Source organism: Rhodococcus sp. 66b (assembly GCF_002076325.1).
Classification (GTDB): domain Bacteria; phylum Actinomycetota; class Actinomycetes; order Mycobacteriales; family Mycobacteriaceae; genus Rhodococcus_F; species Rhodococcus_F erythropolis.
Genome location: NZ_MUZB01000010.1, coordinates 135,966 through 159,599, shown reverse-complemented (window position 1 = coordinate 159,599; position 23,634 = coordinate 135,966). Strand labels below are relative to the sequence as shown.

The window sequence follows — 23,634 nt, the reverse complement described above, 5'->3', positions numbered from 1 at the left end:
AAAATGGAAATCCCGTTCATCCCCGAATACGCACCGTTCACCGGCGACCAACGCGCGTGGCTTTCCGGATTCCTGGCCGGTCTACACTCACGAACTGTCATGCCCGGTCAAACCGGTGCTGCAACAGCGACAGTGGAGAGAACTGCCGGCGCAGCAGTGCACATCCTCTACGGAAGCCAGACCGGCAACGCGGAGTCCGTGGCCGAAGACGCGGCCGCAGCTGCTCGTGCCCACGGTCTCGAACCACTTGTCGCGGGTCTGGACACCGTGGATATCAATGCACTTTCCGCCATGCGCCGGGTGCTCGTCATCACCTCCACCTACGGCGAGGGCGAGATGCCTGACAACGCGCAGCTGTTCTGGGATGCAGTCGAATCCGAGAGTGCGCCCCGGCTGGAGGGTCTCTACTTCGGAGTACTCGCACTCGGTGACACCAGCTACGACGGGTTCTGCCAGTCGGGAAAGAACATCGACGCCCGCTTCGAAGCGCTCGGCGGGTCCCGGGTTGTCGACCGCACCGATTGCGACGTCGACTACGAGGATCCGGCGGCCGAGTGGATCGTTCGGGCCGTCGCTGCGGTGGCCGGTGTCGACGGTGATGCGGGAGCCGCTGCCGCGCCGGTTACGTCCGCTCCGACGAAGACCAAGTCCCAGTGGACTCGCAAGAACCCTTATCCTGCAACCGTCCTCGCCAACCGACTGTTGTCCGGCGAGGACTCCGCCAAGGAAGTCCGACACTTCACCTTTGCACTCGGCGAGGACGGTCTGGACTACGAGGCCGGAGATGGATTGGGCATCCGCCCGATCAACGACCCCGCTCTGGTCGAGGCGATCATCCATCAGCTCGGTGCGAGCAGTGACTACGTCGTCACCGCGAAGGACGGCTCGTCCGCACCGTTGGACCAGGTGTTGACCAGCGACTACGAGATCTCGATTCCCTCGCGCGATTTGATCGAAGACATCGCCCGACGCAGCGGCGACGCCGAACTGCAGCACATTCTCGACACGGAAGATCGGGAAGCGCTCGATGCGTGGCTGTGGGGCAAGGACGTTCTCGATCTCCTGCAGTTGGACAACAGCATTCGATTGAATCCCGAAGATCTGCTTGCACTTCTGCGCCCGCTGCAACATCGGGTCTATTCGATCTCCTCCAGCCCGCTGGCCCACGACGGCACCGTGCATCTGACGGTAGCGAGTGTGCGCTACCGCTCGGGCGAGCGGGACCGCGGCGGCGTCTGCTCGACGTACCTGGCGGACCGCGTCGGCGAGGGAGATCGGGTCGGAGTTTTTGTCTCCAAGAACAATTCGTTCCGCCTACCTGCCGATGACACTGCTCCCGTCGTGATGATCGGACCCGGCACCGGTATCGCACCCTTCCGCGCTTTCCTGCACGAGCGTCGCGCACGCAACGCGTCGGGGCAGAATTGGCTTTTCTTCGGCGATCAGCATCAGTCGAGTGACTTCATCTACGAGGACGAGTTGAACGGTCTGACCCGTGACGGTGTCCTGACGCGTCTCGATCTCGCATTCTCGCGTGATCAGTCCGAGAAGATCTACGTCCAGACTCGTATGCGTGAACAGGGCCGAGACTTGTTCGACTGGCTCGAAAACGGTGCGCACGTGTACGTCTGCGGCGACGCGACCCGGATGGCAAAGGACGTCGACGACGCGTTGCACGAGGTGGTCGCCGAGCACGGTGGGTTGGATGCGGACGCCGCCGAGGATTACGTCAACAACCTCAAACGATCGAAGCGGTATCTACGGGATGTCTACTGAGATGTGCCCGCACCGTGGCGAATGCCGTTGCGCAGCTTTGGCGCGCATGTCGGACCTGGACGCACTGCTTGCGCGTCCAGCGTTCCGCGGCGGACTGATCGACACCACACCTGAGGTAGTCGGCAAAATGTTGCCGCTCTTGGACGACGCCGTAGCGATCACCGTTGCAGGTCCGGTGGCTGTCAACGACTCGGGCAAGTACGCCGTTCCAACAGTTCCCGGCGATCCGCTGGTCTGCACGCCGGGACTCGTCTCTCTACGTTTGAACCCTTCCGCCCTCGGTTCGGTGGTGACCACTGACGCAGAACAGCACCTGCCCCCGACGCTTCGGATGTTCGATACCCACGGATCGAGTTCACACACTACGTATTTGACCCCGAACTCGGATCGTCTCGCCTTCGAAGCGATGCGAACTGCACCGAGCACTGTGAGGGAATCAAGCACTCCCGTCCAGACATCGAATACTCCCGCCTTTTGGGCCGAGGCCGATCAGCTGACACAGCTCGACTTCATCCTCGCGGACAGCGGCAGCGAACGTCGTAGCGGCTTGGTCGCTTTGGGTGCCCTCGGCTACCGGCGAGTCGATCCTCACCTCATGGCTGCCGGGATGGAGCACCTGTCCTACCATCAACTGCCCGTCACGAGTGTCGTCGCCGGCAACGGCTGCCTGCAGATCCACCGCGGTGATCTCGACGCCGCAGCCATGTTCGGCGGGACATTGACTCTAGCCTCGGACACCTGCCGAACGATGATCGATCTGAACGGCGTCTCGGAGTGTTGGCTGACCCGCACCCACGGAGTGCACGGTTTGACGACGTCTGTCGAGGTGTACGACTTCCGCCGCAAGTGCGTAGCCGTGTTCACTCAGACTGGCCCAACCGAATCCGCGGTCATGGCCGTATGGGAAGACGTCATGAGTTCCATTTCGGCCGCATCCTGAAGACCGAAGTACGACCCATTCGGGTGTAAGAAATCGGCGCATCGCGATAACTGGACGTGACGACCGAAGCCTAGCCTTGGGTTTCGGTCATTTGTCGTGTCTGCACCCGGACGCTGATTCAAGGAGTTATCCATGCCCCGCCCTCTCGTCGAACCGTCGCTGGTCCCGGCTTTGCGCCCGGCGCTGCCTGCATTGGCCGCCGGGGTGCTCGCGGCGGCAGCGTCAGGGGTCGCGATGCTCGGTGCGCTCTGGAGCGTCGTGCAGCTCATCGGTGAACCGTCGATGACTTGGGCCGGGTGGGCATGTGGGCTGTGGCTCACCGGGGTAACGCTCGCGGCCACGTCGTCGTGGCTCTCGCATCACGCCGAGTCGCTCTTCGAGGCCAGGCTTCGACGCCAGCTCGCAGCTCATCTCGTTCGACTGCCCGCAAGCACGCTGTCCCGCTACAGCGGAGACGCACTGAGGAGGCTCGTTTCGGACGACATCTCGGCGCTGCACCATATGACTGCGCACCTACCGGCCGAGTTCGCGACACTGATCGTGGTCCCGGCGGTCACGATCGCGGTACTGGTTGCCTCAGCCGGCCCCGTAGCGCTTTTCGCTCTCGCTCCCGGCATCGTGGCAGCACTGTTCTACTTGTTCGTGATCCCCAGAATGGCCGCTCGGCACAGCGCCGAAAGTGCGGATGTCATGGGCGACATCGTGACCGCCGTGGACGACTATGCCCGCGGTATCCACGTCTGCCGGATCTACGGCGCGCAGACCGGCGCTGCCGCCGACTATGCAGAATCGACAGCACGGTTCACCCGGGGAATGCAGGAGCGCGTTCGACTCGTGGCTACCCCCGCGGCCGTCGCGGTTGCCCTCATGCAGGCGACGGCGACGTTCGCGATCGCCTATGCCGTCGGATATCGCTGGGATGCAACGACGTTGGCCGCCACTATTCTCTTCAGTCTCGCAATCGTGACACCGGCCCTGCGGCTCGGGCACGGCCTCGACTACGTCGCGGCTGGACGCGCTGCTGCAGTCCGGCTCGCCGCTGCCCTGGACGAACCCACCCTCCCTGCCGGTGAAGCACTCACCGTTCCGGCGTCGAGTCCCTCCGACCGCCTGGAGATCGTCGACCTGACTGTCATGATCGCGGACCGCAGAGTCGTCGACGGCGTCACGCATGCATTCCGCCCAGCCGCGATCACTGCGATCACGGGACCGAGTGGAGCGGGCAAGTCGACGCTCCTGAAAGCACTGGCCGGCTTCGAGATCCCGGAACTGGGTACCGTCCGCTACGCGGGCCAGAGCGTCCTCACGATCGACGAGAACCTGCGGCCACAGTCCATTCTGCTCACACCCCAGGGCGCAGACGTGTTGCCGGCCACGGTGCGCGAGAACATCGCACTGGCCGCCCCCGATGCAACGGATGCGGAATACACCGCCGCACTACGCCGGGCACAGATCGACATCAGCCTCGACACCGACGCCACTTCACTCTCCGGCGGAGAACGTCAGCGAGTCGGGCTCGCTCGGGTATTCCTCTCGCCCGCAGCAGTACTGCTGCTCGACGAGCCGACCAGTGCGCTCGACGATCGGACAGCGGCCGAACTGCTGAAGGAACTGCGCGACTTCGCGCACGCTGAAGGGAAGACGATCGTGATCGTCACCCACGACCCTGCTCTTGCAGACGACGCCGACGATCGACTCGACCTCGACAGTCCCAACTCGCACAACGCCGCCTCGCGTAATGCCGCCCTGACTGGAGCCGAATAATGAACAGCGCCAATGCAGCCCGTCGCCGCTTGATCACCATCGGATTCGGTTGGGTGTCCGTTGCTGTCCTCGAGGCGATCGCGTACACCACCCTCGCCCTCTCGATCGCTGATCACCGGTCGCCGGTTCTCGTGCTGGCCACGGCCGCAATCGCTCTCTTCGTGACCGTCCTGGTCTCGCGGGGTGGTTACTTCACCGGGGCTCGACTCGTCGGCGATCTCTACGATGCGCTCGGTGACGCCTTCGCCCGCACCAAGCTGTCGTGGTTCACCGACGACAACCGGGCGCTGCTCGCCACCGTCGCCGGGCGCGGAATCCCGTCACTGATGAGCGTTCCCGCGCACCAACTTCAGACCTTCCTCGTTACGCCGCTGATTCCGCTACTCCTGCTTCCTGGGATCGCGGTCGTCGCGGGGCTAGGCGTCATGCTGCTGGTCGGCGGACTGCTCGCAGTGTCGCTCGCGGCTCAGACGCTCGCCCAACGCGCTCTCAGCCGAGCGGACGCGCGCCGGCACGAGGCCGAACTCGCAGCAACGCAGTCGACTCTCGAACTCACCGATCATCTCGAATTACTTCGCACGGCAGCCGGTCCCACACGTTCCGTCGAACGTATCGAGCGAAGTTGGCGGGATCAGGAAACCGCGCTTGCACGGACCAATCTCGCCGCGGCACCAGCGACATTCATCTCGGCGATCGCCACTATTGTGCCGCTGGCAGGCGCAGTGATCTTCCTCGCCGCCACCGGATTCGACGATCCCGCAGCCGCTCTAGCGCTCGTCATCCTCACCGCCCGCGCCGCTGCCCCGCTCGACGAACTCGCTCTGGCCGGAATCGGAGTCAATGAACTGCGTGCAACGGTTCGCGATTATCGCGCCGCGACTTCGGCTCCCGCACTACCCGAGCCCGCACCCCAGGACGCCGCTCGCCCTGTTGGAACTGACATCAAGGTCGTCGGAGTGGACCACGCTCCGGTTCTGCGCGGCATCAACGCGGAGATCCCCGCCGGGGAGCGTGTTCTCGTCGCAGGGCGCTCGGGTACGGGGAAGAGCACCCTTCTCGGGCTGCTCATGCGCTTCGACGACCCGGACCAAGGCAGCGTCACTCTGGGTGGAGTTTCATTGCGCGACTTGCCCTACGACGCTCTGGCTGCTCACATCGGCTACGTGCCACAAGATCCACTCGTGTTCTCGGGCACGCTCGGTGAGAACATCGGACTGGGAAGACCGGGCGCTACCGAAACCGAGATCGAGGACGCCGCCAGGCGCGCTGTCCTTGGCGCCGTTCTCGACCGCTCGACGCTCGGCATTAATCAGGACATCGGTCACCAGGGAACCGCTCTCTCCGGTGGCGAACGTCAGCGGGTGGCGATCGCTCGTGCCTTCCTCAAAGACGCTCCCGTCCTGGTGCTCGACGAGGCTACTTCGGCTCTCGACGAGGGCACCGAGCGCCGCATCGCCGGCGCCGTGCGGGAATTGGCGGCCACCGTCTTCGTCGTCACCCACCGCGACCCCGCCATCTGGGAGCCCACCCGCACGATCACGCTCTGACACCGCAAGCCCTAGCGCTCGCGTTGCAGTCCTTCTACTTCGGCAGGTGTACGACGGACAACCCTTGCAGGCGATCCAGCAGCAACGACGTGATCGGGAATGTCATGCAACACCACACTTCCGGCACCGATCACGGCGTTATGACCGATCGAAACTCCTGCACCGACGGTGACGGAGGCACCGAGCCACGTGTTCTCGCCGATGACGATCGGAGCGGCTCGCTCCCATCCCTCGCGGCGCCGTCGATGATCATCGACAGGGTGCAACGCTGTCATCAGCTGGGCTCCAGGCCCGATCCTCACGTCCGCACCGATCGTGATCAGCGCATCATCCATGAAGAACCCGTTCGCGTTGACGAATGCGTTGGCTCCGAGCCGAATGTTGTATCCGTAGCTGCATTGGAACCGCGGCACCACCAAAGCTCCGTCACCTACCTCACCAAAAAGGCTGGCGAGAGCCCGTGAGCGGACAGCGTCGTCGTCCGCCGCAGCCCCATTGAACGAGTCGAGTCGACGCCAACACTCAAGCCGCCGCTGCCGCAGCTCGTCATCATCGAGATACCACTCACCACGAGCAAGACGATCCGCCTGTTCTCCCACCCGCGGATCGTCGCACACCGCGCCACCGCACTCCGACTGGGCACACCGCACCCCATCGAGCGCTATAACAGGGAGGCTCCAATGCAGCCCGGACGGCGAACGAGATCGCACACCTTTACCGCCGGACCGATCACCCCGGGTTGCGCGGCTTTTTTCGTTCCATCGGTGACCCCAACCCGGGACACCTGCTGTACGAACAACCCGTCGCCACACAATCATGTGGCGACGGGTGAGCGCTTTCCGTTCTCCAGTTGTACGCCTACAGCTTCGCGCTGATGAGCGGCACGATATGTTCGGCCGCCCACGTCGTTCCGATCGGGCCACCGCTCGTGATTGCCCACAGAACATCCCCGCCGTCGGCGGTGCGAGGAGGCAGGCCAACCCAATGACCGGAGGACACAGCGCCGAGAGCTTGGAAGAGCTTCCCGCCGGTCAGCTTGTCGAAATCCTCTTCGCTGCCGGCGGCACTGCGACCGATCAGCAGGAAATCCGCATCGATGTTCTCGAGAAGTTCCTCTCCGACCGTGCTCTGAGTGACGAACTCCTTCGCACGCGGGTTCTCGGCAAAACCAAGCTCACCCAGGAATGTTGCCGGCGCCGAACCTGGCGCTGAAAGATACTGCAACCCATTGCCCGTGCCGTAGAAGATCGCCCAAGTCGCAGTCAGACCCGCGAGTTGCGGGTTTTCCTCACGCACTTTGGCGAAGTACTGATCATGCTCTGCCACAACCTTTTCAGCCGCATTCGAGAGATCGAGGGTCTCGCCCAGAACACGGATCGACTCCTTCCACGGCACGAGCATCCGCGACTTCGTGTCGGGGCTCGTCACCACCGGCGCGATGGAGGACAAACGCTCGTAGTAATCACCCATGGACAAACCACCCAGGCCGTCAGCCCAGCCGACGGCGACGATGAGGTCCGGTTCGCTCGCGGCGATCGCTTCGACGGGAAGTGTTCCGCCCATCGCGAACTCGAAGGTGTCGAGATTCTCTGCGTCGTAAGGCAACAAGTACGACTGGGAAGCCGATTCCTTCACCATCGACGAGGAGAGGACAGGTTTGACGCCGAGCGCGAGGAGCATTTCCGTGTCGACGGCGTTGGGCACGATGGCGGCGATCCGCTCCGGTCGCTTCTCGAGAATACTTGTACCGTATGGCGATTCCAGGGTCAGCGGGTAGGTGGTCGTTCCTTCCGCAGCGGGCAGGGCGTTCCCCTCCGAACCGGGAGAGGATGCCGTTTTCGAGTCTTCGGCCGAGGCCGAGCACCCGGTTACGAGGAGCGCTGCGGCGAGCGCGGCCCCGATCAGTCCGGTGATCCGTGATCGTCTGGTGCGCAGGACTGTCATTTCTGCCTTTCGGTGTTATCGAGCACTTTCGGTGTTGCTGAGGTGAAGGGTGTTGGGTGAGCGATGGAGCCAGGTCAGGAATCTGCCCGAACGGCCCCGCCGCGTTTCCAGTAGCCGGTGAAATCGATGTGGGTCTTCGCAATTCCTCGATCACGAATCAAATGACGCCGAAGCGAGCGAACCGTCGCCTGTTCGCCTGCAAGCCAAGCGAATACGCGTCCGTCAGGCCATTCGGCAGCACTGACCGCGTCGAGCAACAAAGTAGTAGCGCCGGGCTCGACCCCCTCGCGCGGCAACCACGTGACACTCACCCCGGACAACTCGCGCACCGATTGGATGTGAGCCGAGTCCGCAATTTCGACGAACACATGCCCCCTGGCATCGGCGGGCAATTCCTCGAGCAGACGTGCGATCGCCGGCAACGCGGTCTCGTCACCGACGGCCAGCAGATACTCGTGATCTTCCGGGAGTCCCTGCGATACAGAGGGGCCCGCGATGTGCATTCGGTCGCCCGGGCTGGCGTCCCGCGCCCAGGTGGTAGCCACTCCGTCGCCGTGAACAACGAAATCGACGTCGAGTTCCCTTGTTTGCGGATCGTAGCGGCGCACGGTGTATGCGCGGGCAAGCGGACGGCGCCCCGCAGCGAAAGTCACACTGCCGTCGACCATTACCGGCAGGACCGGGTCGGTTTCGCCGGGGTAGGTGAACAGCAACCGGATGTCGTCGTCGAAGCCCGTACTCGCGAAGGCGGGTTCGGCAATTCCGTCGGCGTTGGTGAAGGTGTCGAGTTGGGCTCCGGTGAGCGTCACTCTCCGCATGCCCGGCGTCACCTCTGTCACCCGATGTACCTCGAGTTCACGCAAGGTAACGGGGTACGCCGTTGTCGGACGGGTGTTTCGGGGCACGGAAAGTCTCCTCGGAAGCGCACGGACGGGGGTCCGGCCCACGTTCGATCACGACGGGAGGGCCAATAAATAAAGCTAGCCTGCCCTAATCAGTTAGGGTTATCCGTGCGTGCCGACTTCTTACACTCATCGGTCGGCTGGAAGAGAATGCATCGACGTCGGGAGGGCATCGTGGGACCACGGTTGGTGTTCCCCGCAGGCGAAGTCCCCGAGATCCCCGCTGCTCGGCTCGCCTCGACCGCGAATGAACGCGAGCCACTGCTGTTCTGGGTACATACCGGGCGCGCAGAATTGCAGATCAGCGGCCGTACCCGCAGTGTGACTGCGGGGTCGGCAATCTGGGTACCGGCGGGAATCGCGTACAGCATCCGGGTCGATCCGGGCGCGGTCGCATTTCCCATCCCACTGCCCGCGGCCGACCTGCCGCCCGCGTTGAACCGGGTCATCGACTTCGAGATCCCAGCAGACTGGCAGGACTGGCTCGTCCACCAATTCGCGCACAACTTGGGATTTCTTCGGGGTGAGACGGCAGCGGGAGCCGGACTGATCGAGCTTGTCGCGGGTGTTCACTCCGACGGGGACGACAACTCCCCGTCATACTCGCCACCGCGCTTGCCACGCTCGGCCGAAACCCTCGAGATCGCACGCACGCTGCTGCGGACGCCATCCGACGACACCGAACTTTCCCGGTTCGCCCAGCAACTCAAGATCGGTGTCCGCACCCTGCAGCGCCGATTCACCGAGGAAACGGGATTGTCATTCGTGCGCTGGCGTACTTCGGCCCGGATCGCGGCAGCGACCTCATATCTGGCCGCCGGCCGCGAAATCGGCTGGACGGGTAGCCAGGTCGGATTCGCGACACCCGCGGGCTTCACCCGCGCCTTCCGAGAACACACCGGCATGACACCCACCGACTACGCACGCGCCAACCGGCGCCCGACGCCGCCCCGTGAAGACGAGACCCTGGCACAGGGCGTTGCATTGTTGTCCGAAGAAGGCGCCCGGTCAGGATCGGCACCAGCACCCCCGATGATCCCCGCAAGTGGAACGTGGGCACGGGTCAACGACTTTCACGTCGTTGTCTGGATCTACCGAGGCTCCGCCCGGGTCACTTTCGGCGACCGAACCTGGAATCTGCGACGGGGTGACGCGATGTGGCTTCCCGCTGGAGTGCGCAACAGCGTCGAGATCGCCGAAGGCTCTTTGTTACTTCCCCTCGGATCCCAGCCGGGCGCCTCTCCCGTCACCGCACCGCCCCCACGTGTGCTGCACTTCGCGCGCGAAGCGCAGGCGTATCTGCTGCACACGGTGGTCGCCAATTACACCCACCTGCGCCCCGAGATCCACGACCCCGCCCGGATCGCGAGGCTGATTCGAAGTGCCGCGGCAGCGCCCCTACCCAGCGGCGATCAGGCCGATCCAGTCGAAACGATCCTTGCCGCACTCCGGAAGAACCCCGCCGATTCGCGCACGCTGCCGGATTGGAGCGCTCGGCTCGGCGTCGACGAGGACATGCTCCTCAAAGACTTCGTAGCGGCCACCGGCCAGAGCTTCCCGCGCTGGCGCGGTCAGTTGCGGATGACCCTCGCCCGCGCTTATCTCGAGGAGGGCCTCGCGGCCGGGGAGGCTGCCCGTCGACTCGGCTACGCGCACGCGTCCGGATTCACCAAGGTCTTCATCGCGGCTCACGGCATGTCGCCGCGGGATTACCAACGCCGCGGTTGGCGGGGCGCTCCCGAAGGACTCATCGACCCGTGAACCTCCGTCGGATTCACATCTACCGCTCGTCGCCGCCCTTGGATTCCGGCGACAGGGCCGGGAACCAGATGTCGGTCAGAACCTCGGCCGCCTGCACCCGAGTCACGTCGATCGTCCCCTGCACGGCCCAGCGTGTGAAGAATCGCTCCAGCTGGCTCACGAGCAATTCGACGCGCAACCTCGCCTCGTCATGCTGTTCCACCGGCCACCGACCCAGATACTTGGGCATGGCATTCGGTAGTTCGGTCATACCGTCTCGCGCCGTCTCGCGGAACTCCGGTTCGAGTGCCACGGCCTCGTCCCACGCCGGCAGCAGGCGCTTGTTCTCGTCGAACCAGTCGAAGGCACGCTCCAGCCACGCAGTGAACTCCACGCGAGAGTTCGTGTCGAGGACCCGATCGAGATCGATGTAGAAAGCGAACGCACTCGCCGCCATCCCGGCCGCGCCGATCGTCTTGAGCATCTCCACCTTGCTGGCGAAATGCACGTAGAACGTGGCTCTACTGCATCCGACGACCGAGGAGATGTCGTCGACCGTGACAGCCGCGTATCCCCGTTCCTCGAACAGAGTGCGTGCGGCGTCCACGAGTTTGGCCCGCGTCGCGCGTTTCTGCTCGTCGCGAAGGGTTCCCCGCCTGTTCTTCGGGCCATCGGTAGTCGTGCTCACGTCGCCCACCTTGCTCGCATTTCGACTTCCTGGCAAATCACCGACTCACCGTCATCAAAAAACATTGCGTCATTCATTGACACATCGTCAGCGAATGGCGCACTATGACTCAAGTCACTTCTCGGGCTTCGATTCTTCTTCGCGCACGCCCGAGACAGAACAGAAAGCGATGGCGAATGAGCCCCTCCCCCTTGCCGAGCGTCTGCATCATCGGCGCCGGGCCTACCGGAATCACGACGGCCAAGCGAATGAAGGAATTCGGAATACCCTTCGACTGCTACGAAGCGTCCGACGAGGTCGGCGGAAACTGGTACTACAAGAACCCCAACGGAATGTCGGCCTGCTACCAGAGCCTGCATATCGACACGTCGAAGTGGCGCTTGGCATTCGAGGACTTCCCGGTCTCTGCTGACCTTCCCGATTTCCCCCACCATTCCGAACTCTTCCAGTACTTCAAGGACTACGTCGAGCATTTCGGCCTGCGTGAGTCGATCATCTTCAACACCAGTGTTGTTGCCGCAGAGCGTGATGCAAACGGACTGTGGACGATCACGCGCTCGGACGGCGAAGTCCGTACCTACGACGTCCTGATGGTCTGCAATGGCCACCACTGGGATCCCAACATCCCGGATTACCCAGGCGAGTTCGACGGCGTCCTCATGCACAGCCACAGCTACAACGACCCGTTCGATCCGATCGACATGCGCGGCAAAAAAGTTGTCGTGGTCGGAATGGGGAACTCCGGCTTGGACATTGCTTCCGAACTGGGGCAGAGATACCTCGCCGACAAGCTCATCGTCTCGGCACGCCGCGGCGTGTGGGTGTTGCCGAAATACCTGGGCGGCGTGCCGGGAGACAAACTGATCACCCCGCCCTGGATGCCTCGGGGGCTGCGCCTGTTCCTGAGTCGTCGATTCCTCGGCAAGAACCTGGGAACCATGGAGGGCTACGGACTACCCAAGCCGGACCACCGCCCCTTCGAGGCACATCCGTCAGCCAGTGGCGAGTTCTTGGGACGCGCCGGGTCCGGCGACATCACCTTCAAGCCGGCGATCACCAAACTCGACGGAAAGCAGGTTCATTTCGCCGACGGCACCGCGGAGGACGTCGACGTGGTCGTCTGCGCCACCGGCTACAACATCAGCTTCCCCTTCTTCGACGACCCGAACCTGCTGCCGGACAAAGACAACCGTTTCCCACTCTTCAAACGCATGATGAAGCCCGGAATCGACAACCTCTTCTTCATGGGACTCGCTCAGCCCATGCCGACGCTCGTCAACTTCGCCGAGCAGCAGAGCAAGCTCGTCGCGGCCTACCTCACCGGGAAATACCAACTGCCGTCCGCGAACGAGATGCAGGAGATCACCAAGGCCGACGAGGCGTACTTCCTCGCCCCCTATTACAAGTCACCGCGCCACACCATTCAGCTCGAGTTCGACCCGTACGTCCGCAACATGAACAAGGAAATTGCCAAGGGCACCAAGCGTGCCGCGGCCTCGGGGAACAAGCTACCTGTTGCGGCGCGTGCAGCCGCACACGAACTCGAGAAGGCGGATCGCGCATGAGCACGGTGAACGGTCACTGCAACAACGAGTTCGAAGCCGTCCGCACCGCCTTCGAGGCGCAACTCGAATCCGGTGAGGAGTTGGGTGGCTCCATCGCCATCACCGTCGACGGAGAAGCCGTAGTAGACATCTGGGGCGGATACGCCGACGAATCCCGTACCACTCCTTGGGGCCCGGACACCATCGTCAACACCTTCTCCATCACCAAGACCATGACGGCTCTGTGTGCGCTCCTGCTGGTCGAACGCGGCCAATTGGACGTGTACCAGAAGGTTGCTCACTACTGGCCCGAATTTGCGGTAAACGGCAAGGAGGACATCGAAGTTCGCCACCTCCTGTCGCATACGTCTGGCGTCTCCGGTTGGGAGCGCCCGATCGAGCTGAAGGACATCTACGACCTCGAGACGTCCACCGCTCGCCTCGCTACCCAGAAGCCTTGGTGGACCCCGGGTACGGCGTCGGGCTATCACGCGATCAACTACGGCCATCTCGTCGGTGAGGTCATTCGTCGCATCGACGGTCGGACCCTCGGCAGGTTCTTTGCCGAAGAGCTTGCCGGTCCACTGGGAGCCGACTTCCACATCGGCACGTCCGCAGAGCATTTCGGTCGAATAGCCACCATGGTTCCGCCGCCCGCGTTGGAGTTCGACCTGTCCACGCTCGACCAGGACAGCATCTTCATCAAGACCCTGACCTGCCCACTGCTCGACTACCCCGAGGTCAACACCGCGCCCTGGCGGGAGGCCGAGATCGGCGCAGTCAACGGCCACGGCAACGCACGTTCTATCGCTCGGATCCAATCCGTGATCTCGAACGGTGGTGTGCTCGACGGCCAGAAGCTGCTCTCGCAGAGCACCATCGACCTGATCTTCGAGATCCAAGCCGACGGTATCGACCTCGGGATCATGACTCCGCTCAAGTTCGGCATCGGATACGGACTGCCGCACCCGGATACCGCACCCCTGGTTCCCGACGGACGCGCCTGCTGGTGGGCCGGTATCGGCGGCTCGATGCTGGTCAACGATCTGGACCGCCGGATGACTTTCGCCTACGTCATGAACAAGATGGCACCGGGTCTGATCGGATCCGACCGCAGCAACGCGTACCTCAGCGCCGCGTACAACTCCGAGATCAGCGAGGCCAGTTCATGAAGGCAGCTCAGCTCATGGGGCCTGGTCTCCTCGAGATCAACGACGTGCCGATCCCCGAGATCAGTCCATCGGAACTGCTGATTCGGGTGGGCGCAGCGGGAATCTGCCACTCCGATCTGCACCTCCTGCACTTTCCGTACAAGATGCGCGAAGAACCGCTGACCATCGGCCACGAAATTGCCGGAACGATCGAAGCCGTCGGGAGTGGCGTCGACGGCCGTTCCGTCGGAGAGCGTGGCGTCGTCTACCTCTGTTGGTCGTGTGGCCAGTGCCGAGAATGCATGAGCGGCAACGAGAACATGTGCCTCGCCGCTGGACGCACCGCGATGCCGCCCTGCCCCGGGCTCGGTCCCGAAGGCGGAATGGCCGAGTACGTCAAGATCCCGGCTCGCTCCTTCGTACCCATCGGAGACCTCGACTTCCTGCAGGCCGCACCACTCGCCGATGCAGCACTGACGAGCTACCACGCCATTCGCGGCGCACGCGAACATCTCCAGCCCGGTGCCACCGCCGTCGTGATCGGCGTCGGCGGACTCGGTCACGTTGCAGTACAGATACTTCGCGCAATCAGTGCCGTGCGCATCATCGCCGTCGACGTCGGACAGGATCAACTCGATCTCGCCAAACGTTGCGGCGCCGACATCACGCTCGAATCGGGACCGGACACCGCGCAGCACATCCTCGACCTCACGTCGGCCAGAGGCGCAGAAGTCATCTTCGACTTCGTCGGTATCGACGCAACTGCACAGATGTCCGTTCAAGCGGTTGCGCCGAACGGCGCGTATCGCATGGTAGGTCTCGGAGGTGGAAACCCCGGAATCACTGCCGAAGCTGCCGGCGGACCTGGCTGGCCGTGGGGCGCATCGGTCCGGAAGTCCTATGGCGGCACCAGAAACGACCTCGTCGATTCCATCGCCCTGGCACAGGCCGGTCTGGTAACGGTAGATGTAGCCCGCTTCGACCTCGCTGATGCCCGCGACGCACTCGACCGTCTCGAACACGGCAAGGTCACCGGACGCGCAGTGCTCGTACCCTAATCTTCGAAAGGCACTTCACGTGACTACTTCCGCTGATACACAAGCATTCATCGCGTCCGTCATGGCCGGGCTGACCGGCCCCGGTGGTCCTTTCGAGATGCAAGTCGAGGATGTACTCGGCAGCTCGATGCACGTCATGAAGAACCGTGACAAGGCACTCGGCGATGTGCTCGCCGCATCCTTCGATTACGGATCACGCGACTACCTGGTGACCAAGGAACGACGCTTCAGCTACCTCGCGCACGGCGAGGCCGTAGCAGCATTGGCCACCGCGCTGCGCGAGCGTTACGGCGTTCGCAAGGGCGATCGGGTGGGCATCCTCGCCGCCAATACGCCGGAATGGGTGATGACCTTCTGGGCGGCTCAGTCGCTTGGCGCCATCGCCGTCGGGTTCAACTCGTGGTGGGTGGCCCGTGAGGTGCAATACGGCATCGATCACACCACTCCCACCGTGGTGATCGCCGACGCCAAACGCGCACAAGTTCTTTCCGAAGTGAACACCGATGTTCCCGTGCTCACGATGGAAGAAGATCTACCGGCTTTGATGGAGAAGTATTCGGGTTCGGCACTGCCCCGCACGTCCGTCGACGAGGACGATCCGGCCGTCATTCTTTACACAAGCGGAACCAGCGGCCGCCCCAAGGGCGCTGTTCACACTCATCGAAACGTGTTGGCCGTCATCGACTACCACCGCTACAGCGATCGCCTCGCTGCGGCGTTCACCGGCCGACCCAGTGACGGCCGACCCAGTGACTTGCGGTATCTGCTGACCGCGCCGCTGTTTCACATTGCAAGCCTGCATAACCTGGCGATCCCACGACTCGCAACGGGCGGAGCGGTGGTCATCCACCAGGGCGCCTTCGACGTCGACGAAGTCCTTTCCCTTGTCGAACGCGAGAAGGTCACCAACTGGGCGGTGGTCCCCACCATGGCAACCCGTCTCCTCGAACATGGCAGTCTCGAGAAGTACGACCTGACCTCACTGAGCGCCTTTGCACTCGCATCTGCGCCGTCATCTCCGGCCTTGCAGGACCGCCTGCGCGCACGACTGCCTTTTGCGCAGCACACCTTGGTCGACAGCTACGGGCTCACCGAATCCTCCACCGGCATTTCGGTTGCCACGCCACCAGAACTCGCCGCGTTCCCCGGAACTCTCGGACGACCCATCATCGGTGTGAGTGTGGAGGTCCGTGATCCATTCGGTGTTGCGGTTCCAGACGGCGAGGAGGGCGAAATCTGCGCTCGCAGTCCGTATGTGATGTCGGGATACTGGAACGACGAGACTGCGACTGCTGCTGCCATCGGTCCCGATCGATGGCTCCGAACCGGCGACTTCGGAGTTCTCGAAGACGGCCGACTCCGTCTGACCGGCCGCCGGTCCGATCTGATCCTGCGCGGCGGCGAGAACGTCTACCCTCTCGAAATCGAGCAGTGCATCGACGAGCATCCCGCGGTACTCGAATGCGCTGTGATCGGCATTGATTCGGCAGACCTCGGCCAAGAAGTGGCGGCCGTTGTCGTTCTTCGCAGCGAGGGAGCAGCGACCGAAGAAGAACTACGCGACTATGTCGCCGAACGACTGGCCTACTTCAAGGTGCCGGTGACGTGGAAACTGAGCACAACTCCTCTGCCTCGCAATGCAACCGGGAAGACGATACGCGCAAAGGTGGCTATCTCATGACCTACGACGCCGTGATCAACAACGGTCTGTGGTTCGACGGCACCGGGGCGAAACCAGCTGTCCGCAATCTGGGTATCCGAGGCGGGCTGGTCACTGCCATCTCCCTCGATCCACTCGACGAAACCGACTGTCCCCGTGTCATCGACGCGCGGCGCAAGTGGGTGATCCCGGGCATCGTGGACATCCACACTCACTACGACGTCGAGATCCTCGAAGGCCCGGCGCTGAGCGAATCTCTCAGACACGGGGTCACGTCGATCTTTGTCGGATCGTGTTCCCTGTCCACCATTCACGCCAGCCCGTCAGACGCCGGCGACCTTTTCGGCCGCGTCGAAGCTATCCCACGCAAGCACGTCGTCGAAGCACTCACGCGGGCCAAGACCTGGAACTCCGCGAGAGAGTATGTTGCTGCACTCGAGGCGCTTCCGCTAGGTCCCAATGTTGCAGCCTTCATCGGACACTCCGACATGCGAGCCGCCGAGATGGGACTGGATCGTGCTACCCGGAAGGACGTGCACCCCACCGACACCGAACTCGCGTCGATGGAAGCACAGTTGACCGAAGCTCTCGACGCAGGATTCGTCGGGATGTCCAGTCAGCAATTGTTGTTCGACAAACTCGACGGTGAGACCTGCCGCTCACGCACGCTGCCGTCGACGTATGCAACCACGAAAGAACGACGCCGACTCAATGCGATCCTGCGCCGCCGAGGACGGGTATTTCAGGCCGGACCTGACCTCTCCAACCCGATGAGTACCGGAGCGATGGCGTTCTCCAGTGCGGGTATCTGGCGTAAGCGACTCAAGACGAGCATGCTTTCGGCGGCCGACATCAAGTCCAACAAGTTGGCCGTGGTGATCCTCGGCCCACTGGCACACTTGGTCAATCGACTCGGCGGCGACCTGCGCTGGCAGCACCTGCCAGTTCCCTTCGAGGTATATGCCGACGGCATCGACCTGGTTGTCTTCGAGGAGTTCGGATCCGGCGCTGCAGCACTGCATCTGACCGACGAGATGGAACGCAACGTCCTGATGCAGAGTGAGAAGTACCGTCGACAGTTCCGCAAGGACTACGATCAAAAATTCGGCGTCAAAGTCTGGCACCGCGACTTCTTCGACGCCGAAATCGTTTCCTGCCCCGACGAATCCCTTGTCGGCAAGAGCTTCGGGCAGGTCGGCGTCGAACGAGGCGGCCTCCACCCTGTCGATGCGTTCCTGGATCTGGTCCTCGAACACGGCACGAAAGTGCGTTGGCGCACAACCATCTCGAACCACCGGCCGGAGATTCTGGACAAGTTCGCCCAGGACAACGGCGTCCAACTCGGGTTCTCCGACGCCGGAGCGCATTTGCGCAACATGGCGTTCTACAACTTCGGCTTACGACTGCTACGACGTGTCTACGATGCCCAAAAGGTCGGCCGTCCCTTCATGACCGTCGAGGCAGCGGTGCATCGCCTCACCGGCGAACTGGCCGAGTGGTACGACGTCGATGCCGGGCACCTTCGATTAGGTGACCGCGCCGACCTGGTTGTGATCGATCCCGCCCATCTCGACGATTCACTCGAGGCGTACGCCGAAAGTCCGGTCGTGGAGTACGACAACCTCTCCCGCATGGTCAATCGCAATGATCAGACCGTCACCGCAGTGTTCGTCGGCGGCGAGTACGTCTTCGGCGACGGAGAAGCAGCACCCGTTCTCGGCAACCGCCGAACCGGAAAGTTCTTGAAAGCAGGTGCCCATTAACACGTCCAGATTTGCCGGCAAAACCGCGGTTGTCACCGGCGCAGCATCAGGTATCGGTGCAGCCATCGCACTACGACTTATCGGCGAAGGCGCACAGGTAGCCGGAATCGACATCGATGCAGAGGGTTTGAAGGAGATAGCCTCCCAGCACGGCGCGTCTTTCCTCGCCGTTCCCGCTGACGTCACCAAGGAATCCGATGTTGCCGAGGCAATTGCCGCTGCGGCAGCGGAATTCGGCGGTATCGATCTGGCTTTCAACGTTGCCGGGGCGTCGAGGGTGGGGCAGATCGTCGACCTCGACGAGGCCGACTGGGACTTCACCATCGACCTGGTGCAGAAGGGCGTCTTCCTCTGCACCAAACATGAAGCGCGGCATATCCGAGAGCACGGTCGCGGTGGTGCGATAGTCAACGTGTCCTCATTGAACGCGCACGTACCGAGCCCCTACGGGAGCGCGTACGCGACAGGCAAAGCCGGGGTCGAGATGTTCAGCAAGAATGCCGCGATCGAACTCGCTGCGTCGGGGATCCGGGTCAATGCCGTTCTACCCGGCCTGGTCGACACGCCACTGGTCGCGCCGGTCATGAACTACGAACCCGCCCGCGACATGTTTCTCAGCCGAATTCCCATGTCCCGAGCGGCAACTCCCGACGAGATCGCAGGCCCCTGCCTCTATCTCGCCAGCGACGACGCCTCGTACATCACCGGAACCAGTCTGGTCGTCGACGGCGGCTGGGAGGTCTCGAACTACCCGGATCTGACGACGCTGGGCAACTAGGTTCAGTTGCCGGGCAACACACATTGAGTATCGAGGCCGAGGACGTGGTTGAGCCGGCCGAAAGCCAACCACGATCCGAGGCACATGCTCAACTCGACGATTTCTCGCTGGGAGTAGTGAGCGGTCATACGTTCCCAGAACTCGTCGTCGAGCCCATGGTGGTCGAGGGCGTATCTCTCGGCGTATTCGGCAGCGAGGCGTGTCCTGTCGTCGAACGCATCTGTGGTGCGCCAGTCGGTGACAGCCTGATCGAAAGTCGACTCCACAGTCTCGCCGTCACGCTCGGTGCGCCAGTCCTGACAGAAGATGCACCCGTTGATCTGAGCGATCCGAAGCCTGGCCGCCTCGAACTCGCGGAGCCCGAGAGTGCCGTCCGTGTAAACCTTTTGGGAGAAACCGGCGGCCGCGGGCCCGATGCCGGGAACCATCTCGCCCCACACGTAGCCGATCGGGTTCTTACCTTCGGGTATGTCGATATTCATGTGAGTACCTCCGAGTTTCGGGCACCGAGCTTGCCGACGCCGGGTGTGAGCGGAACGTCCAGCGCGTCGTAAAGGCCGGGTTCAGCCTTACGTAGCCACGGAATTGCGTTGACGAGACGTCCTACGGCCGTGGCATTTCCACCGGCCGCGCGGTTTCCACCTTCATCGGTAGCTTCGACGTTGATCTCGATTCGTGGTCGTCCTTCGACGATCACCTTGTGCGCGCCGTCGCCTCCGTCGGGCGGGAGCGGCCAGTCGCGGGCACAGGACGGATGAATACGCGTGACGTGTTCGATCACGATCAAGGGTTCCCCGCCGACGATTCCCTGAACCTCGAATCGCAGTGCGCCTTGGGTGCCGGCCGCGAACTCCCCCATATGTTCAGTCGACACGGTTTCCTCGAGCGGGCGGCGCAGCAAGGTCTCGCGGATCTCGTCGAGTTCCACCCCGAGCGCTCGGGCGATGAGCCGAATCTGCCCACCCCAGACCATGGTGGGAACACTGGGCGCGACCATCGGAGGTTCGTAGTCCATCGGCTGACCCATCCCGATCAGGTAGCGGACAGAATCCGGCTGTTCGTAGGTCGTGTAGTCGAAGATTTCCTGACACCGGATCTGGTCGATTGTCCCCGCGAGCCCGCTGACGAGAATCGGCAGGATGTCGTTGCCCCAGCCTGGGTCGATACCGGAGACGAACAGAGCGCCGCCGCCCGTCTTGGCTGCAACTTCGACGGGATCACGAAGTTCGGGAGGCGCAGATTTCGGGTCGTACAGCGCATATACCGATGGCGTGACCACTACAGCTCCGGCGGCCAGCGCCCGCGTGATGTCGGCAACCGCGTCATCGGGCCGGATGTCGCCGGACGCCGCGTAGACCACCGCGCCGGGAGATGCTGCGAGCACGGCATCGGCGTCGTCGGTAGCCGCGACGCCCAGGTGCACTCCCAGATCCGCGAGGTCGCCGGCGTCTCGCCCGACCTTTGCAGGGTTGGCAACGATGACGCCGACAAGTTCGAGGGCCGGATTGGCTGTCACAGCGCGAATCGATGCACGCCCGACGTTGCCGGTACCCCACACGACAGTCGGAATCTTGGACTCGGCTTCATTCGAAACTGCACCCATCAACCGGACATTACCCAGCTCAGCGCGTCAGGTCAGCAGAACTGCAAGAATTCGTTTCACTTCATCCGGTCAAAAATGCCATTGCCTGCGCAGTCAGTGCGCCGTCACCCCGCCTCCGGTACGTCTCGGCGGGCCGGCCGTTACCTGGCCTGCTCATCTCGCCGGTACTTTCGAGCGCGTCGAACACCTGCCGGCGGAAGCTGTCCTTCTGGAACGGACGATCGAAGATCACCTCGTACAGTCCCCGAAGTTCGGCGACGGTGAACGTCCCGCCCGACAATCCGTCCGGATCCACGTACGACGCATACCTCGTGCGTAGGTCCGTGACCGCGAGTCGCACCATGTCGGCATGGTCGAACGCGAGTCCCCTCACTGCCTCGTCGTCGTACACATCGACGAGAAGCGCCGAATCGGGCAGTGCCGATTCCGGTAGGCCCGCGGTATGCGCGACCGACAAAACCCATCCACGGTCGTCGCGGTCCGGTCGGTCGAAGATCGCCAACTGGTGAAAGCTCGTCTGGGTCAATTCTGCCTTGACCGACAGGGCACGATCGGCTGCGGCCGTGAGCAATTCGCGTTCGTGCAGAAACGTTCCCGGTAGCGCCAGCGCACCGAGACGGTGCCGAACCACCAGAACTTTCAGAGATCCACCGCTGTAGGTCAGCACCGCGACGTCCACTGCCACAGACGGACGCGGATAGTCCGTCAATCCCTTGCCGCTCGTGTCTGTCCATTTATTCACCCTTGCATGTTATCTCAAACATGATCTATGGTTAGCGCAAAGTTGATCAAACGATCATCGCGAACCGAAGAGGTGGCTATGAAACTCACCGCACAGCAGTCCGATCGAGCGGCCGGCGTTCTGCTCGGCACCGCAGCAGGAGACGCACTCGGCGCCGGCTACGAATTCACCTACCCGAAGGCCGAGGTCACGATCGACATGATCGGTGGCGGCCCGTTCGACTGGGCGCCGGGAGAATGGACCGACGACACCTCGATGGCAGTTGCGATCGCCGAGGTGGCCGCTACCGGAATCGACATCGGAAGCTCTGACGGTCTCGATGCCATTGCAGCACAGTTCATCCGGTGGTACGACTCGACGCCCGCGGACATCGGCAACCAGACGCGAGCAGTGTTGTCTGTCCGCTCCGAAAGCGCAGCGGCGATGGCGGATCGTGCGCGGGCGATCAGCGGCCGCAAGGCCGGCAACGGCTCGCTCATGCGGACTGCTCCCGTCGCCCTCTCCTACTTGGACGATGCAGAAGGTGCCAGGTCGGCAGCGCACCGGATCAGTTCACTCACGCACGACGACCCGCGTGCCGGACAGGCGTGCGAGTTGTGGACCCATGCCATCCGCCATGCCGTTGTCGCCGGCAACTTCGACGGTGTTCGCGGCTTCCTCTCCGTTGCCGATCAGGACGTCGCTGAATACTGGGGCCCGCTGCTCGATCAGGCCGAAACCGGGAACCCGCAGGAATTCTCCAAGAACGGTTGGGTGGTGCATGCACTTCAGACTGCTTGGTGGGCCATCACTTCCACGGACAATGCCGACGCTCGCCACCTCCAGTACGCATTGGAAGCAGCCGTACGAGCCGGCGGGGACACCGACACGACTGCGGCCATCGCGGGTGGCCTTCTCGGCGCCCGTTGGGGAGCGTCGGCGGTTCCCGCCCGCTGGCGCCGAATCATGCACGGCTGGCCGGGATACCGTTCCTCCGATCTGGTTCGCCTGGCGATCAAGACTGCTCGCGGCGGTACCGACGACAAGAACGGATGGCCGTCGACGGCAGAACTCGATTACTCGAAATTCCGCGGAACCCACCACCTGACCACGCATCCGCACGACGACGGCGTCATGCTCGGCGGCGTCGATGCAGTGTCCACTGCGGACTACGACGCCGTGGTCAGCCTGTGCCGCATGGGAACACGGCAGGTCAGCTCCGATCACGTCGAGTTCTGGTTGGTCGACGACGGTCACGATTCCAACGCCAACCTCGAGTTCGTTCTCGACGACGCAGCGCGCACCGTCCAGGCGTTGCGGGCCGAGGGAAAGCGCGTACTCCTTCATTGCGTTCAGGCGCACAGTCGCACACCGTCGGTTGCGGCGCGATACTCGATGTTGATCGGACGTGATCCCTACGACGTACGCTCGGCTATGCCGTGGGCTCGCCCGAAGCGTGAACTCTGGAACACGGCAGTCGGAAACACAGCCGTCGGGTACACAGGAGGATCCATGCCCGCTATTACCGTCGTCGAAGGTGACATCACGACGCTGACTGTCGACGCCATCGTCAATGCGGCCAACTCCAGGCTCCTCGGCGGTGGCGGTGTCGACGGCGCGATCCACCGGGCCGGAGGACCGGAGATCCTGAAGGCCTGCGAGGTATTGCGCAACACCAGCCTTCCCGACGGCCTCCCGGTGGGTGCGGCCGTGGCCACCACCGCCGGAAAGCTCCACGCCAAGGCCGTGATTCACACCGTCGGCCCGAGGTATTCGCGCTCCGAGGACCGATCCGGATTGCTTCGGTCGGCGTACACCCGCAGTCTCGCCGTTGCCGACTCGATCGGCGCACGTACCGTCGCCTTTCCGTTGATCTCGGCAGGGGTCTACGGCTGGCCGAAGGAAGATGCGGTCCGACAGGCCGTTTCAGCGATTCGCGCGGCGAAGACCGAGGTCGAGACGGTCACACTGGTCGCATTCAACAAGGAGACGGCAGAACTGATGCGCCGCGCGATCGCCTGACCGTTTACCGGGCGCACTTCACGCCACGTTAAA

Annotated in this window: 19 protein-coding genes; 12 read left to right on the top strand and 7 right to left on the bottom strand. The window is 63.1% G+C overall.

The features are described from left to right. The first annotated feature begins 3 nt into the window (after window positions 1–3). The 4 genes from B0E55_RS19880 to B0E55_RS19865 all read left to right on the top strand — a co-directional run bounded on the left by B0E55_RS19880 (window position 4) and on the right by B0E55_RS19865 (window position 6,027). Window positions 4–1,776 carry a sulfite reductase subunit alpha gene (locus B0E55_RS19880; protein ID WP_080910293.1) on the top strand — a complete coding sequence of 591 codons (1,773 nt, stop codon included), beginning with the start codon at window positions 4–6 and terminating at the stop codon, window positions 1,774–1,776. A gap of 46 nt (window positions 1,777–1,822) precedes the next feature. Further along, window positions 1,823–2,716: a hypothetical protein gene (locus tag B0E55_RS19875; protein ID WP_080910361.1), complete on the top strand. Its 894-nt coding sequence runs from the start codon at window positions 1,823–1,825 to the stop codon at window positions 2,714–2,716. A gap of 132 nt (window positions 2,717–2,848) precedes the next feature. Then, the gene (locus tag B0E55_RS19870) at window positions 2,849–4,480 is read left to right on the top strand and encodes an ATP-binding cassette domain-containing protein (protein WP_080910292.1); all 1,632 of its coding nucleotides are present in this window, start codon (window positions 2,849–2,851) and stop codon (window positions 4,478–4,480) included. Continuing rightward, on the top strand, window positions 4,480–6,027 hold the full coding sequence (locus tag B0E55_RS19865; protein ID WP_080910291.1) for an ABC transporter ATP-binding protein: 1,548 nt from the start codon (window positions 4,480–4,482) through the stop codon (window positions 6,025–6,027). The genes B0E55_RS19870 and B0E55_RS19865 overlap by 1 nt, the downstream gene beginning before the upstream one ends. Window positions 6,028–6,038: 11 nt before the next feature. Here B0E55_RS19865 and B0E55_RS19860 read toward each other — a convergent pair whose 3' ends face one another. From B0E55_RS19860 to B0E55_RS19850, 3 genes are all read right to left on the bottom strand, one after another. Continuing rightward, window positions 6,039–6,626 carry a sugar O-acetyltransferase gene (locus B0E55_RS19860; RefSeq protein WP_241896101.1) on the bottom strand — a complete coding sequence of 196 codons (588 nt, stop codon included), beginning with the start codon at window positions 6,624–6,626 and terminating at the stop codon, window positions 6,039–6,041. Window positions 6,627–6,885: 259 nt separating this feature from the next. After that, window positions 6,886–7,971: an ABC transporter substrate-binding protein gene (locus B0E55_RS19855; RefSeq protein WP_080910289.1), complete on the bottom strand. Its 1,086-nt coding sequence runs from the start codon at window positions 7,969–7,971 to the stop codon at window positions 6,886–6,888. 74 nt (window positions 7,972–8,045) lie between these two features. Beyond that, window positions 8,046–8,876, bottom strand: coding sequence for a siderophore-interacting protein (locus B0E55_RS19850; RefSeq protein WP_031333865.1), 831 nt, complete (start codon window positions 8,874–8,876; stop codon window positions 8,046–8,048). A gap of 171 nt (window positions 8,877–9,047) precedes the next feature. Between B0E55_RS19850 and B0E55_RS19845 the strand changes: the two genes are divergently transcribed. Then, on the top strand, window positions 9,048–10,634 hold the full coding sequence (locus B0E55_RS19845) for a helix-turn-helix domain-containing protein (protein WP_080910288.1): 1,587 nt from the start codon (window positions 9,048–9,050) through the stop codon (window positions 10,632–10,634). 19 nt (window positions 10,635–10,653) lie between these two features. Here the strand turns inward: B0E55_RS19845 and B0E55_RS19840 are convergent, their stop codons facing one another. Then, window positions 10,654–11,310, bottom strand: a complete 657-nt coding sequence (locus B0E55_RS19840) for a TetR/AcrR family transcriptional regulator (protein WP_019745884.1) — start codon at window positions 11,308–11,310, stop codon at window positions 10,654–10,656. A 167-nt stretch (window positions 11,311–11,477) separates the two neighbouring features. Here B0E55_RS19840 and B0E55_RS19835 point away from each other — a divergent pair, with 167 nt between their 5' ends. Genes B0E55_RS19835 through B0E55_RS19810 form a run of 6 tightly spaced genes read left to right on the top strand, consistent with a single transcriptional unit; the run spans window position 11,478 to window position 19,255 of the window. Continuing rightward, window positions 11,478–12,866, top strand: coding sequence for a flavin-containing monooxygenase (locus B0E55_RS19835; RefSeq protein ID WP_175470368.1), 1,389 nt, complete (start codon window positions 11,478–11,480; stop codon window positions 12,864–12,866). Next, window positions 12,863–14,017: a serine hydrolase domain-containing protein gene (locus B0E55_RS19830; RefSeq protein WP_080910287.1), complete on the top strand. Its 1,155-nt coding sequence runs from the start codon at window positions 12,863–12,865 to the stop codon at window positions 14,015–14,017. The genes B0E55_RS19835 and B0E55_RS19830 overlap by 4 nt, the downstream gene beginning before the upstream one ends. Beyond that, the gene (locus tag B0E55_RS19825) at window positions 14,014–15,054 is read left to right on the top strand and encodes an NAD(P)-dependent alcohol dehydrogenase (RefSeq protein ID WP_080910286.1); all 1,041 of its coding nucleotides are present in this window, start codon (window positions 14,014–14,016) and stop codon (window positions 15,052–15,054) included. The genes B0E55_RS19830 and B0E55_RS19825 overlap by 4 nt, the downstream gene beginning before the upstream one ends. Before the next feature lie 19 nt (window positions 15,055–15,073). Beyond that, window positions 15,074–16,735, top strand: coding sequence for a class I adenylate-forming enzyme family protein (locus B0E55_RS19820; protein WP_080910285.1), 1,662 nt, complete (start codon window positions 15,074–15,076; stop codon window positions 16,733–16,735). Continuing rightward, window positions 16,732–18,477 carry an N-acyl-D-amino-acid deacylase family protein gene (locus B0E55_RS19815; RefSeq protein WP_080910284.1) on the top strand — a complete coding sequence of 582 codons (1,746 nt, stop codon included), beginning with the start codon at window positions 16,732–16,734 and terminating at the stop codon, window positions 18,475–18,477. Before B0E55_RS19820 ends, B0E55_RS19815 begins: the two co-directional genes overlap by 4 nt. Then, window positions 18,467–19,255 (top strand): SDR family NAD(P)-dependent oxidoreductase, encoded by a 789-nt coding sequence (locus tag B0E55_RS19810; protein WP_029256589.1) that lies wholly within the window; start codon window positions 18,467–18,469, stop codon window positions 19,253–19,255. Before B0E55_RS19815 ends, B0E55_RS19810 begins: the two co-directional genes overlap by 11 nt. 2 nt (window positions 19,256–19,257) lie before the next feature. Here the strand turns inward: B0E55_RS19810 and B0E55_RS19805 are convergent, their stop codons facing one another. From B0E55_RS19805 to B0E55_RS19795, 3 genes are all read right to left on the bottom strand, one after another. Continuing rightward, window positions 19,258–19,737 (bottom strand): carboxymuconolactone decarboxylase family protein, encoded by a 480-nt coding sequence (locus tag B0E55_RS19805; protein ID WP_019745891.1) that lies wholly within the window; start codon window positions 19,735–19,737, stop codon window positions 19,258–19,260. Next, entirely contained in the window at window positions 19,734–20,858 is a 1,125-nt protein-coding gene (locus B0E55_RS19800; RefSeq protein ID WP_080910283.1) for an NAD(P)H-dependent amine dehydrogenase family protein, read from the bottom strand. The genes B0E55_RS19805 and B0E55_RS19800 overlap by 4 nt, the downstream gene beginning before the upstream one ends. A gap of 61 nt (window positions 20,859–20,919) precedes the next feature. Beyond that, a complete protein-coding gene (locus B0E55_RS19795; RefSeq protein ID WP_080910282.1) occupies window positions 20,920–21,600 on the bottom strand; it encodes an NUDIX hydrolase in 681 nt (226 codons plus the stop codon). Between the two features lie 78 nt (window positions 21,601–21,678). Between B0E55_RS19795 and B0E55_RS19790 the strand changes: the two genes are divergently transcribed. Next, window positions 21,679–23,601, top strand: a complete 1,923-nt coding sequence (locus B0E55_RS19790) for an O-acetyl-ADP-ribose deacetylase (RefSeq protein ID WP_080910281.1) — start codon at window positions 21,679–21,681, stop codon at window positions 23,599–23,601. Window positions 23,602–23,634: the final 33 nt, after the last annotated feature.

Coding starts and splice junctions, on each gene's coding strand:
- B0E55_RS19790 (WP_080910281.1), top strand. CDS start 21,679: ATGAAACTCACCGCACAGCAGTCCGATCGAGCGGCCGGCGTTCTGCTC.
- B0E55_RS19870 (WP_080910292.1), top strand. CDS start 2,849: ATGCCCCGCCCTCTCGTCGAACCGTCGCTGGTCCCGGCTTTGCGCCCG.
- B0E55_RS19815 (WP_080910284.1), top strand. CDS start 16,732: ATGACCTACGACGCCGTGATCAACAACGGTCTGTGGTTCGACGGCACC.
- B0E55_RS19835 (WP_175470368.1), top strand. CDS start 11,478: ATGAGCCCCTCCCCCTTGCCGAGCGTCTGCATCATCGGCGCCGGGCCT.
- B0E55_RS19800 (WP_080910283.1), bottom strand. CDS start 20,858: ATGGGTGCAGTTTCGAATGAAGCCGAGTCCAAGATTCCGACTGTCGTG.
- B0E55_RS19855 (WP_080910289.1), bottom strand. CDS start 7,971: ATGACAGTCCTGCGCACCAGACGATCACGGATCACCGGACTGATCGGG.
- B0E55_RS19865 (WP_080910291.1), top strand. CDS start 4,480: ATGAACAGCGCCAATGCAGCCCGTCGCCGCTTGATCACCATCGGATTC.
- B0E55_RS19830 (WP_080910287.1), top strand. CDS start 12,863: ATGAGCACGGTGAACGGTCACTGCAACAACGAGTTCGAAGCCGTCCGC.
- B0E55_RS19825 (WP_080910286.1), top strand. CDS start 14,014: ATGAAGGCAGCTCAGCTCATGGGGCCTGGTCTCCTCGAGATCAACGAC.
- B0E55_RS19875 (WP_080910361.1), top strand. CDS start 1,823: ATGTCGGACCTGGACGCACTGCTTGCGCGTCCAGCGTTCCGCGGCGGA.
- B0E55_RS19805 (WP_019745891.1), bottom strand. CDS start 19,737: ATGAATATCGACATACCCGAAGGTAAGAACCCGATCGGCTACGTGTGG.
- B0E55_RS19880 (WP_080910293.1), top strand. CDS start 4: ATGGAAATCCCGTTCATCCCCGAATACGCACCGTTCACCGGCGACCAA.